This is a genomic window from Staphylococcus sp. ACRSN, from assembly GCF_022346615.1.
Taxonomy (GTDB): domain Bacteria; phylum Bacillota; class Bacilli; order Staphylococcales; family Staphylococcaceae; genus Staphylococcus.
Window position 1 is genome coordinate 70463 of sequence record NZ_JAKRNS010000009.1, and the last position, 16780, is coordinate 87242.

Below are 16780 nucleotides of genomic sequence, written 5' to 3' on the forward strand. Positions count from 1 at the left end.
TATACCTAGTGTTATACCCCTTTGTCTAGCACCTAGTATTGTTTAATATACTGTTCTCTTTCCCACTCAGAAACTTGTGTTCTGTAGTAGTCCCATTCAATAGATTTAGAGTTAATGAATTGGTTATAAATGTGATTACCTAATGCATCTTTAATAGGTTGATTTTCTTTCATTGCTTTAATTGCTGTATAAAGCGTTGAAGGTAAATCTTGGATACCTACAGCTTCACGTTCATCACGATTCATTTCGTAAATATTTTGGTTAACTGGTTCTGGTACTTCTAATTTGTTTTCAATACCATCTAAACCAGCTTTTAAGATTGCTGCTAAAGCTAAGTATGGATTTGCTGCTGGGTCTACTGAACGTACCTCAACACGTGTAGATAAACCACGAGAAGATGGTACACGGATTAATGGTGAACGGTTTTTACCACTCCATGCAATGTAACATGGTGCTTCATAACCTGGCACTAATCGTTTGTATGAGTTAACTAATGGGTTACATACGCCAGTAAATCCACGCGCATTTTTAAGAATACCTGCAACAAAGTGGAATGCGTCTTTTGTCATTTGCATATCACCATTTGGATCATAGAATGCATTTTCTTTACCTTTAAATAAAGATACGTTAAAGTGCATACCACTACCATTTACACCAAATAATGGTTTTGGCATGAATGTTGCATGTAAGTTATGTTGGCGAGCAATTGTTTTAACAACAAGTTTGAATGTTTGGATATTATCACATGCTGTAATTGCATCTGCATATTTAAAGTCAATTTCGTGTTGACCTGGTGCAACTTCGTGGTGACTTGCTTCGATATCAAAGCCCATGTCTTCTAATTCTAATACGATATCACGGCGACAATTTTCACCTAAATCAGTAGGTGCAAGGTCGAAATATCCACCATCATCATTTAATTCTAATGTTGGTTCACCTTTTTCATCTAATTTGAATAGGAAAAACTCTGGTTCAGGTCCTAAGTTAATGTCAGTGAATCCTAAATCTTCCATGTCTTTTAATACACGTTTTAAGTTAGCACGTGGGTCACCTTCAAATGGTGTTCCGTCTGTTTTATATACATCACAAATTAGTCGAGCTACTTTACCTTGACCTGCTGTCCATGGGAAAATTACCCAAGTATCTAAATCAGGATATAAGTACATATCAGATTCTTCAATACGTACGAAACCTTCGATTGATGATCCGTCAAACATCATCTCGTTATCTAATACTTTTTCTAATTGACTAACAGGTACTTCAACGTTTTTGATTACACCTAAAATATCTGTGAATTGTAAACGTAAGTATCTTACATTTTCTTCCTTGGCAAACTTATGAATGTCTTCTTTAGTAAATGAACGTTTTGGCATTGTTAATGTCCTCCAGTAAAATTATTTGATAAAACGTGATAAATCGCCACGGTTTATCGGAATCGCTTCTCGTTGCGGTTTCTGTGTAGCATCAACTATCATTTGTTTTCTAGTTTCTTGTTCTTCATTAGAAAGGTGCGCTTGATCATCATGAATTATTTGTTTAATCCCTTTAATATTAAAACCTTTTTCTATCAGACTTTTAATTTCAAGTAATCGCTCCAAATCATTCAGTGAAAATAATCGCTTATTCCCTTCTGTCCGTTGTGGTTTAATCAGTTCATGTGTTTCATAATAGCGAATTTGTCTTGCGGTTAATTCACTCAACTTCGTAACAACACTCATAGAGAAGACAGGCATATTGCGTCGTAAAGTATCGTTTGACTTCAATCCAATCACCTCTATTTTTGAACTTGTTATTAATTTAGCACAATTATCAGACAAATTCAAAGGTATGTTAGGTTTTCTAACATGAAACGCTGACATGTTGATATGACTGGATTTACAGTTAATATTTTATTAAAATCCAAAAACTTTTCTGAATATTCTTTAAAAATTTTTAGATATTTTTTATAAAAAAACGTTAAATCATTCCATTTTAGAAATCATTTAACGTCATTTAAGATTATTCAATTTAAATTAATTGATTGGCCTTCAAAGATTGTGCAGCACGTGTTACTGCTAATTTAACATGTTCATATGTTAAACCACCTTGTACATACGCTTCATATGGTGGTCTAATTGGTCCATCTGCAGATAATTCGATTGAAGAACCTTGAATAAATGTCCCTGCTGCCATAATAACATCATCTTCATAACCTGGCATATATGCCGGTTCAGGACTAAAGTGGGCGTTAATTGGGGATGCATGCTGAATACTTTGACAAAACTGGATCATTTGTTCTTTACTATCAAATTCAACAGTTTGAATTAAATCAGTTCTTGGCTCATGATATGCAGGTTTTGTACGCATATTTAACTTTTCTAGTAATAGGCTTGTAAATAATGCACCTTTTAAGCTTTGGCTCACTACATGTGGCGCTAAAAAGAAACCTTGGTACATTTCTTGTAACGAGTATAATGAAGCGCCTGCTTCTTTACCAATACCCGGAGCTGTTAAACGATAGCCACAGCGTTCAATCAAATCTTTTCTACCAGCAATATAACCACCTATTTTCGCAAGACCACCGCCAGGATTTTTAATTAATGATCCTGCAATTAAATCTGCCCCACATTCAATTGGTTCCTTTAACTCTACAAACTCACCATAACAATTATCAACAAATACAATGATATCAGGATGCTCAGCTTTAATTGCTGAAATAGCTCGTTCGATTGCGTCTAAATTGATTGAAGGTCTTTGGTCATACCCTTTAGAACGCTGTATTGCAATCACTTTAGTATTTGGCTTAATCGATTGCAACACAACATCAATATCAATTTCACTATTCACTAAATCTACTTTGCTATAACTCACTCCATGCTCTTTTAAACTTTCAATACCATTTCCATTGATACCAATTACTTCAAGTAAAGTATCATATGGATTACCAGTAATGTAAAGTAACTCATCCCCATATTTCAACATACTTTGTAGTACAAGTGTAATTGCATGTGTACCAGAGATAATTTGTGGTCTAACTAATGCATCTTCAGCTTTAAAAGTTTGTGCATAAATTTCTTCTAAATGGTCTCTACCGATATCATCATAACCATATCCAGTCGTTCCTTGTAAGTCACTCTCAGATGCTTTAACAGCATGAAATGCGTCTAATACTTTTTCCTGATTAAGGTAAGCTCTTTGTTCAATTTCTTTAAAATAAGGTAGAAGTACTGCTTCAACTTCATTCACGACTTGTTTGATTTCGTCCATGTATAATTACTTCCTTTATTCTTTTTTATAACCTTTAACTTCATATTTGGCAGACGTTTCATTAAATTGTAATTCAGTAATCAACGTATGTTGTTTAAGAAAATACAAGCGATCCGCATTTGTACTGTCAACTTCTTCTTCATAATAATTTAATATATTTTTAATTTGCTCAAATAATAATTGTCTTACTTTACCAACATCCTCAGAAAATTGTGTTGATACATTAACTGAGGGTAAATTAGTTGTTGGGATTACATCTTGATTAAGATCTCTCTTATTAAATATGATGGCTTGCGGAATGTGGTCCATATCTAAATCATTTATAATATGATTGACAGTATCCATTTGTCCCCGATATTCTGGATGGCTACTATCAACGACATGTAATAATAAATCGGCATCCTTTGCTTCTTCTAAAGTTGATTTAAAAGCAGCAATTAATGTTGTAGGTAATTTTTGAATAAAACCAACTGTATCTGAAATGATTAAATTGAAACCCTCATTAATTTTAATTTGTCTTGTTTTTGGATCTAATGTAGCAAATAACAAATCTTTTTCGTACGTTGACTCATTAGCTAATTTGTTAAACCATGAAGACTTTCCTGCATTTGTATAGCCGACCAATGCCACTTGAAATACAGCGTTTTGCTCACGCTTATTTCTGTATCTTTCACGATGTTCGACTACTGTATTAAGTTGATGTTTAATTTCATTCATACGAGTTCTAATATGACGTCTATCCATTTCTAACTTTGTTTCACCAGGGCCTCTTGTCCCAATTCCGCCACCTAATCTGGATAAACTGCGCCCATGCCCTTGTAATCTTGGCATTAAATAATCTAATTGAGCTAATTCTACTTGTAACTTACCTTCTTTACTACGCGCTCTTAAAGCAAATATCTCTAGTATCAATTGTGTACGGTCAATGATTTTGACATTAAGTTGGCCGTTTAATGATTTTGATTGAGCGGTAGTTAACTCATCATTAGTCACAACAACATCTATATCATGAAATTCTACATATGCTTTAACTTCTTCCAATTTCCCTTTTCCAACATAGTATTTGTTATCAAAGTGCTGTTTATTTTGTGTGAACTGTGCTTTCACATCAAGTTGACATGTCTCGGATAATGATGCTAATTCCTCCATCGTTGACTCAAAATTAAATTCGTCTTCCGATTGAGCATGTACTCCAACTAACACTGCTGTTTCTAATTTTTTCGCCGTCTTGTGTAACGATTGTTGTGACATATCATACACCTCTTTTCAAAGTTTTCTTAGCTATTCTATCATAGAGTGTTTATAAAGACTATAGAGGCAAATTGTGTTAAATTAATACCAAGAGGTGAATGAATATGACTATCTATGATATTGAAGTACAAAAACCTAATGGTGAATCATATAAATTGGAAGATTATAAAGGAACGGTAATGTTAATCGTAAACACAGCTAGTGAATGTGGTTTCACGCCTCAATTTGAAGGTTTAGAAGCATTATACCAAAAATACAACGACCAACCTTTTGAAGTACTTGGTTTCCCATGTAATCAATTTGGTGGCCAAGAACCTGGAACTGGTGAAGAAGCTACTCAATTCTGTAAAATTAATTACGGCGTATCATTTCCAATGCATGAAAAATTAGACGTTAAAGGTGAAAATCAACATCCACTATTTAAATATTTAACTTCTGAACAAAATGGCTTTTTAAATGAAAAAATCAAATGGAATTTCACTAAATTTCTAGTTGATAAAGAGGGTAACGTTGTTAAACGTTTTTCTCCACAAAAGAAACCTGATCAAATTGAAGCTGATATAGAAAAATTATTATAAGCTGTGATAATTTTTTAGCAATTTATTCTTAAATACAAAAAGAGCCTGGGACATGAACATCTCTGACTAATGAATAAACGTCAATTTCTATTGAAATTATATAGAAATTGACGTTTTCTTTGTTTTTATAAAATTATACGAAAAGACCTTATTTTTTGAATAACAAACTATATATTGTACCGATTTTCTACCGTGCTGACGCCTAGGGAAATCGTATGAGTGAGAGACTATAGGCTCGAACCATACCCCATGCAAGCATGCACGGTCAAAATCGTAAGATTATAAATATAAAGAGGACAAATCCATAAGGATTTGTCCTCTTTTTTAAGATTGGGTATTTATGTCCCAGATGTTTTTTGTATTTATTTTTACATAAATGAATTTAATTATATCTATGAAATCAATTCTCACTAAAAATTCAGTCGTTCTATTGTTAGAAATCCTTATTAAGTGAATTTGTAAATAGACAATGACTTATCTGTAATTTATCACAAAAAACTTGCTGACAAAGACAGGTTTTATCAGCAAGTTTAAAAGCTTATTCAAAATGATTATGTATAGGATATAATATATCAATAATTTGAAGATATCATTATCCCAAACTTACAGTTATTGATTCACTATTCTTCTGAATCATCAATTGTGAAAGTACTAATTGCATGTTTGTATATCATATGTTCTTTACCTTGCGATAGTAAACATACAAGATATTTGTCGTAATCTACAATAGTACCTTTCATTTGGAATCCATTTACTAAAAAAACAATTACTTTTGTTTCTTCAGCTTTAAATTGCCCTAGGAATTTGTCTTGGATGTTTTCTGTTGTATTCATGTTATGTACTCCTTTTATTTATTTGGGCTGAAACCTCATGTAACATTGATGAAAGTGTGAGTTTTTCCTTGTCTAACCAGACAACATCGAGTTTATTTTTAAACCATGTCATTTGGCGTTTCGCATAATTTCTAGAATGTTGCTTTAATTTTTCAGTTGCCATTTCTATGGTCATTTCATTATGAATTACTGGAATCATTTCTTTATATCCAATTGCTTGCATGCTTTGACACGATTCGTATCCTTGTTCGACAAGATACTTCACTTCATCTATTAACCCGCGTTCCAACATTATATCTACTCTGTTATTAATCCTATTATATAATGTTTCACGCGACATTTCTATCCCTAATAATAATGTATCATAATTTTCTGTATATTGCGCAACTTTCTTACGTGAACTCAAAACTTTTTTTGTTTTCAAATAATATTCTATTGCTCTGATAACTCTTTTGCGATTATTTGGGTGTATTGCAACTGCTGAATCAACATCAAATGTTGCTAAATATTCATGCAACTCATCATTTGATAGTTCTTGTAGCTCACTCATTTTTTGTTGAACTTCAATAATTTTTTCATCTGAAACAGTTTCTTCATCTTCAAATGCATAATTGTGTATTAAAGATTGAATATATAAGCCCGTTCCTCCAGCAATTATCGGCGTTTTACCACGCTCAGTTATTTCTTTAATTAATTTTTCCGCCCTAACTTTAAATTCATATGCTGAAAATGAATCATCTGGATTTAAAATATCAATCATATGATGCGGAATGCCTTCCATTTCATCATTTGTTATTTTAGCAGTACCAATATCCATATACTTATATACTTGCATTGAATCACCGCTAATGATTTCACCATTAAATTGCTTTGCCAATTCAATGCTAAATTCAGTCTTACCAACAGCAGTTGGACCAACTATTACGATGATAAATGGTTTGCTATTTTCCATTTATATCAACTCTCTTTTTTAATTTACTATTTACTTTCATATTTTTTTAAAATTTGTTTTTCTATCCATTCATACATATGTTGCCATATTTGCACATAATCATCTTCAAACAAGATTTCGTTTCGCTTAAATTTATATAGCTGTACGGTAACATGATCAATACCGCCCTTTTTAAAATATTTACCTAATAAACGAATCCCTTCACCATAATTACCTAACGCATCTTCTTTCCCAGAAATAAGTAGTATTGGTAAACTATGATGCATCATTTTTATATTTTTTATCTTGCTAGTTAATCTCGCTTGGCGCATTGTATCATATATAACTTGATTTGATACTAAAAATCCTGCATTTGAATCATTTATATATGCTTCAACTTCTGACTTAGTGCTGGATATCCAATCATGTTCAGTCATTTGTGAATCGATTTTCTTATTAAATGTACGATTCATCATTTTATTCAACCATTTTAGTTTTCTTTTTTTACCAAAGAACAATGTGATCATCTTTAAAATAATAGATAAAATAAATCCTGATACTTTCTTATGTTGTAACGTACCTGTTAGTATCAATCCTTGTAAAGATTGTGGATATTTTTCAGCAAATACCCTTGCCACAATTGACCCCATAGAGTGGCCAATGACTATATAGGGTATATTAGTATAATTGATACAGACCGTTTGTGCAATTTCATATGCATCATCTACAAGTTGATTGATGGAATCAAAATGACCACGTGTGCCATTGTCATTTTGTGTACCGTGTCCTCTATGATTATGCCTTAAAACGTCATAACCTTGTTGATTTAAAGAAGTGACTAAACGGTCATATCTATCCATGTGATCAGCCATTCCATGAAATAGATGTATCACACCTATAGTTTGTTGCTTTGCTTTATCTAACTTCACATCAATCATTTTCCCATCAGAAACTGTGACTTTAAATTCATTTAAATTCATAATCTGCCTCCAAACCATGAAAGTTTTCAATAACCTTTATTAAATAATATACCTTCAAATGACATCACTATCAAATAGCAAACAATATTAATTTTAAATAAATATAAAATGCGTCTTATTAGTTAACATAATAATGTTATCGTTAATTTTAAATTGTGTTAGTAGTTACTATTAACTGACATCTCACTACCATTTATATTTTTATTATATTGCAACTTTTCCATTTTACTAATTAAAATCAAATTATACCTTTATCTTAACATTTAGCTATATTAATGAATAAAATTTAACAATAAGAGGCCTATCAGACAGTAATGTCATTTTGATAGGCCTCTTTTTTATAAATGATATTTATGCTTATTATTTAATAATGTTAATATCATGAAATTATTTTTTTATATTATTCTTTTACAGCAGGTTGTTCATTACCAGTTTGCGCTTCTTCTAGAGCAACATTCAACTCTTTTGTATATAGTTGTTGTTGTACTGTAGAATAGCCTAATAATCCAGCCATAACACTAATAACTTGGTCTTTATAATTAATTACATCGTCAATTTTGAAGTAAAGTTTTCCTGTACGACGTACGAAGAAATCAGTTGGACGATATACCATTTCATTTTGAATTGAGTAAATTAATTCTGTATAGATATCTAATGGTAAACCTGATTCTTGATATTGTGCTGTTTGAGCAATTTTAAATAATTCTTCTGCATTTGAACCGTATTTTGAAGCGAAATGGCGTGCTGTCGCTTCGTCAATTTGATAAGCTTTCGCTTCTTCAACTTTTTTATTAATGAAGTTATCGAAGTTTTTGCTGCCACCAACATCTCCACCAGAAATAGTTAAATTTTTAGTTGCACATGCTTTGAATTTCAAACCATATTCTGATTTCAAACGTTTAGATAATAAATCTACAATTTCAAGTGCCATATGACGATAACCTGTCAATTTACCACCAGCAATTGTTAATAAGCCTGATTTACCTTCCCATACTTCATCTTTTCTTGAAATTTCTGAAGGATCTTTACCTTCTTCTAAGATTAACGGACGTATACCAGCCCATGATGATTCAATATCTTCATCTTTAACATCTACATCAGGGAACATATAGTTAATTGCTTCGATTAAATAATCTCTATCCTCTTGTGTTGCTAATGGTGTTGTTTTGTCATTATCGTAGAAAGTATCTGTTGTTCCAACATATGCTTTACCTTCACGTGGAATAGCAAAAATCATACGACCATCTTTTTCTGTGTCAAAATAAACAGCTTGTCCTAATGGGAATTTAGATTGGTCAATTACAATGTGCACACCTTTAGTTAAGCGTAATTGTTTATTGTTACGTGCATAGTCTCCACTACGAACTTCGTCTACCCATGGACCACTTGCATTAATTACTTTTTTAGCTTTAATTGGGTAAGTTTCACCAGTAATTTGGTCTTCAACATGAATTCCATTTACTTTTTCATTTGAATCATAAGTAAAATGTACAGATTTTGTATGGTTAATTACTGTAGCACCTTTTTCAACTGCACGTTTCATAACTTCAATTGTCAAACGTGCATCGTCTGTTCTATATTCAACGTAAGTTCCGCCACCTTTTAGACCATCTTTTTTAACAAGTGGTTCTTTTTCAAGTGTAGCTTTAGCATTTAACATTTTTTTACGTTCTGCTTTTTTTACGCCTGCTAATGTATCGTACATTGTTAATCCGATTGAAGTTGAAAACTTACCGAATGTACCACCTTTATGCATTGGTAATAACATACGCTCTGGAGTTGTTACATGTGGACCATTTTCATAAACAATTGCACGTTCACGACCAGTTTCTGCAACAACACCAACTTGTAATTGTTTTAAGTAACGTAGACCACCGTGCACTAATTTAGTTGAACGTGAACTTGTACCTTGTGCAAAGTCTTGCATTTCTACAAGTGCCACTTTCATACCTCTTTGGCTTGCGTCTAATGCTATTCCAGCTCCTGTGATACCGCCACCGATGATGACTACATCATAAGCATCATTTTTCAAATCTTTTTTAATCTGTTCTCTTTTCAATGTTGATAAACTCATAAACCTAGCGCCTCCTATAAATAATAAAAAAAGAGAGACCTATCCCATACATATATAAATTGTACGAACAGAATCTCTCATTTCTCATCTTGATATTATTAACTTACCCACATTGTAGCATAAATAACTACAATCCGTCTAATTTTTTATTCTTCTTCTAATTTAAATACTTGTGTCGCTTCTACAGCTTTTTTCCAACCTTTATAAAGCTTTTCTCGCTCTTTTTCTTCCATATCTGGTTTGAATTCTTTTTCAAGTTTCCAACGATTTGCAATTTCATCTTTGCTATCCCAGAATCCAACAGCTAGTCCTGCTAAATATGCAGCACCTAGTGCAGTCGTTTCATTAATTTCTGGACGTTCAACACCAACGTTAAGTAAATCAGATTGGAATTGCATAATGAAGTTATTTTTAACTGCGCCACCATCAACACGTAAATTGTTAACTTCTATATCTGAATCTTTTTCCATAGCTTCTAAAACATCACGTGTTTGATAGCAAAGAGATTCTAATGTCGCACGAATAAAATGTTCTTTTTCAGTACCGCGTGTTAAACCAAAGATTGCACCACGTGCATCTGCATCCCAATATGGTGTACCTAGACCAACAAATGCTGGCACTACGTAAACACCTTCTGATGATTCTACTCGTTCAGCATAATTTTCAGATTGAGGTGCAGAGTTAATCATTCTCAAACCATCTCTCAACCATTGAATTGCTGAGCCGGAAACAAAAATTGATCCTTCTAATGCATAGTTAACTTTACCATCTAAACCATATGCAATCGTTGTTAACAAACCACTTTCAGATGCTACAGCTTCTTCTCCAGTGTTCATTAACATGAAGCCACCTGTACCGTAAGTATTTTTTACGTCACCACGGTTGAAACATGCTTGTCCGAATAATGCTGCTTGTTGGTCTCCTGCAATTCCAGCAATTGGTACTTCTTGACCGAAGAAATGATAATCAATTGTATTAGCATAAACATCACTTGAAGCTTTAACTTCAGGTAACATTGTTTCAGGAATTTCAAGAATATCAAGTAACTCTTTATCCCATTCTAGGTCATGAATATTATAGATTAATGTTCTACTCGCATTCGTGTAATCTGTAATATGTGCTTTACCACCAGATAATTTCCATACTAACCATGAGTCGATTGTACCGAATAATAAATCACCATTATCTGCTTTTTCTCTAGCACCTTCTACATTATCTAAAATCCATTTAACTTTCGTACCTGCAAAATATGGATCAAGTAATAAACCAGTTTTTTCACGGAATTTACTTTCTAAACCTTGTTCTTTTAGTTGTTGGCAAATCCCTTGTGTTTGACGTGACTGCCATACGATGGCATGGTAAATAGGACGCGCAGTCTTTTTATCCCAAACTACTGTTGTTTCACGTTGGTTGGTGATACCAATTCCAGCAATTTGATCTGCACCTACATTTTGTTCGTTTAATACTTCTGCCATTACTGCTAATACAGATGTCCAAATTTCATTAGCATCATGTTCAACCCAACCTGATTTTGGAAAATGTTGTTTAAACTCTCTTTGTGCAACGCCTTTAATTTCTCCATCTTTATTAAAAAGAATTGCTCGTGAACTAGTAGTTCCTTGGTCAATTGATAAAATATATTTTTCCATAATATAACGCTCCCTTGTTCATCTTTTTGTTGTCTGAATATATGCTCAAAATGTCTATGATTTAAATTAAAATTTACACATTATTACCCAATACCCACAACGGTTTAGCTCAAACTTATTTAAAATTTTGCAACACAAGACCTGTCTATATCATTAAATATAAACAGGACAAGTTTAACACTTAATAAATGGATTCTATGCCTTTAGCATTTTTTCCTTTATTTAATAAAAGTCCAAGAACAATTGTAACAATTAATAATACAATTGCAACAACAGACATAACATCAAATGCACCTTTATAGAATAATCTATAAATGACAGCTCCTATCATACCACCTGTAATAGGTCCAAGAACAGGAACAATTGCATATCCCCAATTCGATTTCCCTTTGCCAGCTATAGGTAAAATGGCATGTGCAATACGCGGACCTAAGTCACGAGCGGGATTGATTGCATAACCAGTAGGACCACCTAAACTTAAACCGATTGCAATAATTAAACCACCCACGATTAATGGGTTTAAACCATCAGCAATTTTGTTCATACCAATGTACAATAAGCCTAAAGTTAAAATTGCAGTACCAATAATTTCACTAATGAAGTTTGCTAAATAGTTTTTAATTGCTGGCGCAGTTGAAAATACACCTAACTTGGCGCCTTTATCTTCTGTAGCTTTCCAATGAGCCAAATAAGCAAGCCATACTAGTAATCCACCAAAAGTACCACCAAGTATTTGACAAACAATATAACCAGGCACCATAGACCAGCTAATTGCACCATCCATTGCAAATGCGAGCGTCACAGCTGGATTAAGATGTGCACCTGAAATATTTCCAACTGCATATGCACCCATCGTTACTGCAAGTCCCCAACCTGCAGCAATGACTATCCAATCTGCACCATTACCGTTACTTCTCTTTAAGTTAACGTTTGCACAAACGCCGCCCCCAAATAAGATAAGTATTGCTGTTCCCAAAAATTCAGCAAAATATACATTCATTGAGATTCCTCCTAAAAAAAGATAGAGAGATTCCTACAATAGTATCCAGTTATGAACCACCGGTCTAAGCACTGTAGAAATCTCCCATCTCTGTTCTATTTATTAACTTAACATTATATTACACTTATTTTGTAAGCGTTGTCAACTAAATTTCGTAACTAATTTGACACAATTAGTCATAGGAAGTGAATTTTTCTATAATACTAAAATTTTGTAATTTACAATTAATTTCAGCTTTTAATCCATAAGGTATAATTGCTTTAGGTTCATTATGTCCAAATGATAAATTATATAAAATTGGTATAGTACAATTGCTTGTACTTTTAAATTTATCAATGATTACTTGTTTATATTGTTCATATTTTATATTTAGATATGGTTTACCTACTATAATTCCATTTAAATTTTCGAGCATTTCATCTGTTAATAGTAAATTTAAATAGTATGTAAAATCTTCAACTGAAAGGTCAAGTTCTGATGTTTCAATAAATAAAATTGCACCTTCAAGCTCTTTAGGTTTTGGAAATAAATCACTTTGAATATGTTTAATTAATGTTTCAAGATTACCTCCAAATAATTTTCCTGTGACAGTTTGGTTTCCATTTAATAGTTCATGTCCTCCATTTATTTGTTTCCCCCTTTGCACTAAATTATTACCATTCATCCAATCTTCCCCTTCAGTTCTAATGTACTTTGACGGGGAAATTGTTAATCTTTCAGTATTTTTAAACCAACAATGTTCTATATGTTCAATTGTATATTGATCCATAGAACCGTTTTCAGCAAAATCAGTTAGTAATGTCGGCCCGTAATAACTCACTATCCCCATTTTATAAAATAATAAATGTATTGATGTCGTGTCTGAATAGCCCATGAATAATTTAGGATTACTTTTTAATAAATGCTCATCTATATAAGGTAAGATTACATGTGCATCATTGCCGCCAATACAATTTAGAATCGCTTTTACTTCCATATCTTTTAACGCTTCATTTAAGTCGTTCGCACGTGCTTGTGGATGATTCGCTAAGTATGTGCTGCCTTTTAATGCATTAGGCATAATTTTAATTTTTAAATCAAATTGACGCTTCAAATTTTTTAATCCCTGCATTGTTCTCCATAAATATGCATTATCACCCGCGATTCCTGATGATAACGAAACAATTGCTACAGTGTCACCCTTATGTAATCGACTTGGTTTTTTCATATTAATCACCTATATCATTTATCAAACTTATTGTATTTTTAAAATCAATAAAAAAACTAACGCTTATTATAATAATTACACAAATACTTCATAATTACTATTAACGTTAGTTTTTATCTATATATTGTTTTATATTTCCTTTACCATAATGCCCGATCACTTGTTGTGATATATTTAGCTCCATTATCAACTGCAATGTTCACTTCATCTACATCGTTTATAAGCCCTCCAGCTATAACTGATGTATTCGTTTGTTCATTTATAATTTTAATGGCTTTAGTTGCCACACCTGGCAATACTTCAACAAAATCTGGTTCAACACGTTTTATGAGTTCAATACTTCTTGTCAAAGCATGACTATCAAGTATAAAGACTCTAAATACAGTAGTAGTATTTAATGCTTTTGCTTTATTAATTACCTTCGTTTTTGTAGATACGATACCTTTTGGCTTGTAGTTTTGAATTAAATATTCACAGGCGAATTCATCATGGCTCATACCTTTAATTAAATCAATATGCATATATGTTTCAATTTTATTTTTCTTTAATAAATCCATAATACTTTTAATATGGCCAATATGAGTATCTAATAATACACATTCTTTATAATCTGTTTGTGTCAGTTTCTCTAAATCTTTCATTGAACGAATTGCCGGTAAAATATGTGGTTTCAAGCCACTAACCCCCTACATGATTCTTTTAAATAAACGTTCTATTTCATAGTTTGAAAAGTTAATAATAATTGGTCTACCGTGCGGGCAGGTAAATGGATCCTCTGCTTCTCTTAATTGATTAACTAAATCCGCCATTTCGCTATTTTTCAAATAATGATTTGCTTTAATTGATTTTTTACAGCTCATCATGATAGCAGCTTCTTCTCGGATTTTTTTTACTGCAACGGTTTTATGTTCTAAAACATATTCAATCATATCTTTTATAATTTCTTCAGCTTCTTCTGGTGGGAACCATACAGGATAACTATCTACAATATAATCGTGCCCACCAAATGGTTCTAAATGCACGCCAACTTTTTCTAATTCATCTTTATGTTGTTCAATTATCATTAACTCGTCTTTTGAAAAATGAAATGTTAACGGAATCAATAAATTTTGTACTTCATTCGAAACTTCTCCAATTTTGTCTCTGAAGTATTCATATTTTATACGTTCTTGTGCAGCATGTTGATCAATCATAAACATGCCAGTTTCATTTTGAGCAATAATATACGTACCGTGAACTTGTCCTACAATTTCCATATATGGCACACGTCGACTTGGATTGTCACTCACAGAACCTTTAATATCATCTTCATCTTTTTCATCATCATTTATTTCACTACCATAAATATCGTTTTGTGACATTTCATTTATGACATCTCTTTGATTTTGCCAATAACCTGTATCTTTTTCTATCTGTGTCGATTGATCAGCTATATTATCTAAATATTGTTGTGTTTCTCCTGAATTTGAATAATCTATTTTATCTCCGTGTGAATCATTGACTATATGGTTGTCTTGTACTTCTTCACTTGTATGATTCTGATTGTGATATTGATTTCCTTGTTGTATATCATCCGACGATGGAAGATTGGTAGATTCTGGTTGAGCATTTGCACTGTGCGATTGATTTTCGGATTCCATTTTTCGTAATTTCCGCTGTTCAAAATCCATTTTCTGTTGTTCGAACTGCGCGAGGACTTTGTTCTTTTTATTGAGTTTACTCATATCGTTTTTAGGAATTAAAATTCTATCTTTAAATGCTTCTTGTATTTTTTCAACAATTAAAGCAAATAATTGATCTTCTTTAGATAATCGTACTTCTAATTTAGTTGGATGTACGTTGACATCTACCAGTATAGGATCCATTTCAATATTTATATAACAAATTGGATAGCGACCAATTGTCAGTAACGTATGATACCCTTCTACTATTGCTTTGTTTAATAAGAAGTTTTTGATATATCTGCCATTGATAAATATAGATATATAATGTTTATTACTTCTAGAATGTTCAGGTTTAGCTACAAATCCTTCAATATGATAGTCACTTGTATCACCAGAAATTTGAACTAAATCTTTAGCTACTTTCATACCATATATTTCAGCCATTACTTCATTGGTACGACCTGATCCATTTGTTTTAATTATTGTCTTACCATCGGAAACAAGAGAAATTCTAATATCTGGATGACTCATCGCCATTCTATTTACAATATCTGTAATTTTACCTAATTCAGTATATAAACTTTTAATATACTTTAATCTTGCTGGCGTATTATAAAAAAGGGATTCTACTAAAATATCCGTACCTCTTTTTGCTTTTGCAGGCTTTTGTTCTAAAATAGATCCATTTTCTACGTATATTTCTTGACCTTGTGCATTATCTGTACATGATTTCAACGTCACTTTTGCAACAGATGAAATACTTGCTAATGCCTCTCCTCTAAATCCTAATGTTCTAATATGAAATAAATCTTCATCATCATCTAATTTACTAGTAGCATGTCGGTGAAATACAAGTCCTAAATCATCCGCTTCAATACCTGTACCATTGTCAACGACACGAATCGATGCAACACCGGATTGTTCTACTTCAATATTGATTTCAGTCGCTTGGGCATCGATAGCATTCTCCAATAATTCCTTTACAACAGAACCTGGACGTTCAACTACTTCTCCAGCAGCAATTTTATTTGCTAGTGATGTCTGTAATTCCTTTATTTTACCCATTTGACTTCACCTCTACTTCAATTGTTTTTGTAATTCACTTAATTTCACTAAAGCTTCGATTGGCGTCATGCTAGAAATATTAAGTGCTTTAATTTCATTTTCTATTTCACTTTTTTCTACTGGAGATTCAAATAAATCAAATGCAGCTTGTTCAAATTGGTTATCGCTTATTTCACTAACATTTTTCGGATTGATTGCTGCTATATCAGTTTCTCTCGATTGATTACTATGATTATCTTGCCCGTAATCAAACTCTGCTGTTTCCATAATCGACGTATTTTCACTATTTGTATTATTAGACA

The 16780-nt window shown here is 32.4% G+C and carries 14 protein-coding genes; 1 reads left to right on the plus strand and 13 read right to left on the minus strand.

What is annotated here, in order from left to right; genetic code table 11:
- Positions 1 to 32: 32 nt before the first annotated feature.
- From glnA to hflX, 4 genes are all read right to left on the minus strand, one after another.
- Positions 33 to 1373, minus strand: a complete 1341-nt coding sequence (glnA, locus tag MHZ36_RS09735; RefSeq protein ID WP_239231292.1) for a type I glutamate--ammonia ligase — start codon at positions 1371 to 1373, stop codon at positions 33 to 35.
- Positions 1374 to 1394: 21 nt separating this feature from the next.
- Positions 1395 to 1763 carry a MerR family transcriptional regulator gene (locus MHZ36_RS09740; protein WP_239231293.1) on the minus strand — a complete coding sequence of 123 codons (369 nt, stop codon included), beginning with the start codon at positions 1761 to 1763 and terminating at the stop codon, positions 1395 to 1397.
- Between the two features lie 244 nt (positions 1764 to 2007).
- Positions 2008 to 3246 carry a methionine gamma-lyase family protein gene (locus MHZ36_RS09745; RefSeq protein WP_239231294.1) on the minus strand — a complete coding sequence of 413 codons (1239 nt, stop codon included), beginning with the start codon at positions 3244 to 3246 and terminating at the stop codon, positions 2008 to 2010.
- 15 nt (positions 3247 to 3261) lie between these two features.
- On the minus strand, positions 3262 to 4497 hold the full coding sequence (gene hflX, locus MHZ36_RS09750; protein WP_239231295.1) for a GTPase HflX: 1236 nt from the start codon (positions 4495 to 4497) through the stop codon (positions 3262 to 3264).
- Positions 4498 to 4601: 104 nt separating this feature from the next.
- Here hflX and MHZ36_RS09755 point away from each other — a divergent pair, with 104 nt between their 5' ends.
- Entirely contained in the window at positions 4602 to 5075 is a 474-nt protein-coding gene (locus MHZ36_RS09755) for a glutathione peroxidase (RefSeq protein WP_239231296.1), read from the plus strand.
- 620 nt (positions 5076 to 5695) lie between these two features.
- Here the strand turns inward: MHZ36_RS09755 and hfq are convergent.
- The 9 genes from hfq to mutL all read right to left on the minus strand — a co-directional run bounded on the left by hfq (position 5696) and on the right by mutL (position 16478).
- Complete coding sequence (gene hfq / locus MHZ36_RS09760) at positions 5696 to 5908, minus strand: RNA chaperone Hfq (protein ID WP_239231297.1); 213 nt, start codon at positions 5906 to 5908, stop codon at positions 5696 to 5698.
- Position 5909: 1 nt separating this feature from the next.
- Positions 5910 to 6860: a tRNA (adenosine(37)-N6)-dimethylallyltransferase MiaA gene (gene miaA, locus MHZ36_RS09765; protein WP_239231298.1), complete on the minus strand. Its 951-nt coding sequence runs from the start codon at positions 6858 to 6860 to the stop codon at positions 5910 to 5912.
- Positions 6861 to 6886: 26 nt separating this feature from the next.
- A complete protein-coding gene (locus MHZ36_RS09770) occupies positions 6887 to 7819 on the minus strand; it encodes an alpha/beta fold hydrolase (protein ID WP_239231299.1) in 933 nt (310 codons plus the stop codon).
- Positions 7820 to 8219: 400 nt separating this feature from the next.
- Positions 8220 to 9893: a glycerol-3-phosphate dehydrogenase/oxidase gene (locus MHZ36_RS09775; protein WP_239231300.1), complete on the minus strand. Its 1674-nt coding sequence runs from the start codon at positions 9891 to 9893 to the stop codon at positions 8220 to 8222.
- Positions 9894 to 10039: 146 nt separating this feature from the next.
- Positions 10040 to 11542, minus strand: a complete 1503-nt coding sequence (glpK, locus tag MHZ36_RS09780) for a glycerol kinase GlpK (RefSeq protein WP_239231301.1) — start codon at positions 11540 to 11542, stop codon at positions 10040 to 10042.
- Between the two features lie 181 nt (positions 11543 to 11723).
- Entirely contained in the window at positions 11724 to 12542 is an 819-nt protein-coding gene (locus MHZ36_RS09785; protein WP_239231302.1) for an MIP/aquaporin family protein, read from the minus strand.
- A 172-nt stretch (positions 12543 to 12714) separates the two neighbouring features.
- Positions 12715 to 13749, minus strand: a complete 1035-nt coding sequence (locus MHZ36_RS09790) for a S66 family peptidase (protein ID WP_239231303.1) — start codon at positions 13747 to 13749, stop codon at positions 12715 to 12717.
- Positions 13750 to 13889: 140 nt separating this feature from the next.
- Positions 13890 to 14423 (minus strand): glycerol-3-phosphate responsive antiterminator, encoded by a 534-nt coding sequence (locus MHZ36_RS09795; RefSeq protein WP_239231304.1) that lies wholly within the window; start codon positions 14421 to 14423, stop codon positions 13890 to 13892.
- Between the two features lie 12 nt (positions 14424 to 14435).
- Entirely contained in the window at positions 14436 to 16478 is a 2043-nt protein-coding gene (mutL, locus tag MHZ36_RS09800) for a DNA mismatch repair endonuclease MutL (RefSeq protein WP_239231305.1), read from the minus strand.
- Positions 16479 to 16780: the final 302 nt, after the last annotated feature.